Annotated in this window: 4 protein-coding genes; 2 read left to right on the top strand and 2 right to left on the bottom strand. The window is 41.4% G+C overall.

Annotated elements, in window-relative coordinates:
- Nucleotide 1: 1 nt before the first annotated feature.
- Entirely contained in the window at nucleotides 2-361 is a 360-nt protein-coding gene (gene rplQ, locus ABYU67_RS12030) for a 50S ribosomal protein L17 (RefSeq protein WP_021813387.1), read from the top strand.
- A gap of 89 nt (nucleotides 362-450) precedes the next feature.
- Here rplQ and ABYU67_RS12025 read toward each other — a convergent pair whose 3' ends face one another.
- Both ABYU67_RS12025 and ABYU67_RS12020 read right to left on the bottom strand, forming a co-directional pair.
- Nucleotides 451-1,071: an L-threonylcarbamoyladenylate synthase gene (locus ABYU67_RS12025; RefSeq protein ID WP_372845522.1), complete on the bottom strand. Its 621-nt coding sequence runs from the start codon at nucleotides 1,069-1,071 to the stop codon at nucleotides 451-453.
- Nucleotides 1,072-1,297: 226 nt separating this feature from the next.
- Nucleotides 1,298-2,068, bottom strand: a complete 771-nt coding sequence (locus tag ABYU67_RS12020; protein ID WP_372845520.1) for an elongation factor P hydroxylase — start codon at nucleotides 2,066-2,068, stop codon at nucleotides 1,298-1,300.
- A 174-nt stretch (nucleotides 2,069-2,242) separates the two neighbouring features.
- On the opposite strand from ABYU67_RS12020, the gene ABYU67_RS12015 reads away from it, so the two are divergent.
- Nucleotides 2,243-2,836: a DUF177 domain-containing protein gene (locus tag ABYU67_RS12015; RefSeq protein ID WP_372845518.1), complete on the top strand. Its 594-nt coding sequence runs from the start codon at nucleotides 2,243-2,245 to the stop codon at nucleotides 2,834-2,836.
- Nucleotides 2,837-3,147 lie beyond the last annotated feature (311 nt).

The raw sequence follows: 3,147 nt of genomic DNA, 5'->3' as shown, positions 1-3,147 counted from the left end.
TATGCGCCATCGTAAGAGTGGAGTCAAGCTGGGTCGTACCGGCAGTCATCGTAAGGCAATGTTTCAGAACATGACCAACTCATTATTTGAGCATGAACTGATCAAAACAACTTTACCAAAGGCAAAAGAGTTACGCCGTGTTGCTGAGCCATTAATCACTATGGCTAAAGAAGACAGCGTTGCTAACCGTCGTTTGGCATTCAGCCGTATGCGTAGCAAAGCTATGGTAGGCAAATTATTTGGCACGCTTGGTCCTCGTTACCAAACTCGTCCAGGTGGTTATTTGCGTATCGTAAAATGCGGTTACCGTGATGGTGACAATGCGCCGATGGCTTATGTAGAATTGGTTGATCGCGACTAATTTTATAAACACCAAAAGCTGTATATAAAAAAGCTCCAATTGAATTGGAGCTTTTTTTTGCGTGGGATTTTATCATGCTATTTGGTAAATTACAGTAGTAATGACTCTACGTCAGCGGCACCTCGTCTGATGATTTCAGGTTGGCTGCTAGTCATATCAACGATGGTAGTCAGCTTAGTGGTCTTAATGCCAGCATTGATTAGCCCATCTATCTGATTGCCCAATAACTCTTCAATCTCGAAGGGGTCATCGAGAATATCATCGCGATTTGGCAGTATTAATGAGCTGGTTAAAATAGGCTCATCCATGGCCTCTAACAGCGCCTGAGCAATAGCATTGCTCGGTACGCGGATGCCAATGGTCTTTTTCTTAGGATGAGCCAACTTCTTTGGCACGTCTTTGGTAGCATTTAAAATAAAAGTAATGGGCGCAGGTGTATGCGCTTTTAGCTGTTTAAATTGCACATTGTCTACTGTGGCATAATTGGCAATCTCACTTAAGTCACGACACAGTAAAGTAAACTGGTGCTTATCATCCAGAGCACGTATTTGCTTAAGTTTCTCTAACGCGTCTTTTGCTCCTAAGCGACAGCCAAAGGCATAGCTGGTGTCGGTTGGATAAATGACTAGTTGATCTTTGCGTAACAAGTCCGCTACTTGATCAATCAGCCGTGGCTGCGGGTTTTCGGGATGAATATAAAAAACTTGCATAATAATTCCTTATTTTATAATTATTGGAGTTTGATTATTGAACACATAGTGATGATAAAATTTGCTTAAGATTACTTTGTTCGCGATTAGAGTAGGATGTTATTTAGCAGTATAGCGCAAAGTAAATATGATTTTATGAGCAAGGCGTTAACATAAGTATAAAAACGTTAACAATGACCCGTCAGGTAAGCCCTTCTAATAAAAGGAATGACAGGATAGAAGGTGATTAAGATAGGGCACAGACAGTGAGTAAGGCTTGTAGCAAAGTTTGAGCATCAGGGGGTAGGGTATCTGGTTTAGCAAGGTAGCTTTGAGCTTGCCGATAAACATCTTGAGCAAAGGTGCTGTCTTTCGTATCAAAATCTGCAAATAGATTGTCTTGTGATACTTGAAAATCTCGTCCGCAAGCCAGTGTAAACAAACACTCTATAGCTTGTGGCTTCACCTCAACACGCTCAAATGCTTGCTGCTGCGCCGCCGAACGCCCATCGGCTGCATACCAGTAGCCAAAGTCAGGGAGTTGTCTGCGCTGTGGTCCTGCCATACAAAAGTGGCTGATTTCGTGCAATGCACTGGCAAAAAATCCATGAGCAAACTCAATTCTTGCCGGTCGATCGTCTGCTGCTGGGAAGTATTCTGGTTCGCCCGCACCGCGTACCAAGACAACGTTTTTGCTGCTAAATAAATAATCAAATAAGGATATTAACCAGTCCGTCATTGCTTGTTCATTATCTTCAGCTGAAGAGTTAGCAGGTAAAGGAAACTCAGTTAAATGCTGTTGATTCAATTCTTTAGGGCTTTGATTAGATGGTCGCTTAGCCAGATACTGCCACTGTGATGCCAGCTTCTTTAACTGGGTATCTGTCTGGATATTGATACTTTGATTAATAAGGTGCGCTTCTTGACTTTGCAATTTATTCAAACGCTGTAATAAATTCTTGGCATCGATAGTAGATAACAAACTGGAAAAATCACAAGAAGTAGTAAGCGATATCATAAATAAAACTTTAACCAAGTAAAGGATAACGGAGCAAGATAGTCTTTCTTTTCAGGCAAACCGTAACTGGCCAACTGCCAAAAAATATTAACATACTAGCGCTAGCGCAATAGAGTGCTTTCCGTTAGTATGGCAGGCAATATTATACACCGTTTTTGATCAATGAGGCCGCGTATGTCAAGCACCCAAGATAACAAGCCGTCAGCGCTTCACGCTAATAAAGTACCAGCGCCTAAGCCCGTCAGCATGCCTGATAACATCTCTTTAAATAAGTGGGAAGATACTGGCTTTGAATGGGTAGGGGAAGTCGCGCCCAGCTCTTTTGAGCGCCTTGCGACTATTTTAGCGAGCGAACATGAACAATCAAATATTGTGCTAAACACCAACTTATATCGCCGTAACAATGTATTGCATTTGGCTTTCACCTTGACTGGTGAAATTTGGCTAACTTGCCAGCGCTGTCTACAACCGGTTGCTGTTGATTTGACTGATGAGTATGATATTGCACTCCTCGATAACGAAAGCCAAATACGCTTAATTAATGAAGAGCAAGATTATTTGTTGCTAGAAGAGATTGTCACTGAGCAATCGCCAGAGCGATTATTACCCTTTAAAAAGCTGGTAGAAGATGAGATTTTGCTAAAAACGCCAATGGCGCCAAAGCATGATGATTGTGAGATGAGCGTTGAGCAGTTCGGTGAGATACCTGAAGAAGAAGAAACCGAGAATCCTTTTGCTGCTTTAGCCTCGTTGAAAGGTAACTTATAATACTATAAACATAGCTTCTATAAATGCTGTCTATAGTAACTATGTTCTATGAGGTTTTTGCCCGCTTTATGCAGAAGAGTGAAAAGCAGGGCTTTATTAATCCTTTAAACATGCGTATAATGTCCCGTTTATTGCATTCTAGCAATCTGCTACTGGCAGAGAAACGCTAACCTTGCAGACTAACTATAGATTTTAGACGTAATCAACACTTTAATACGTGGCAATCTATTTAACTAATGATGCGTAAGACTTAGGTTGTTGTGATTATATAGCCTCTGTCAGTGTCGATTAAAGCTGAATTTCAAGCTTAT

The sequence above is a fragment of the Psychrobacter sp. genome, from assembly GCF_041554015.1.
In the GTDB taxonomy this organism is placed as follows: Bacteria; Pseudomonadota; Gammaproteobacteria; order Pseudomonadales; family Moraxellaceae; genus Psychrobacter.
This window is presented reverse-complemented; position numbering and strand designations above follow the sequence as displayed.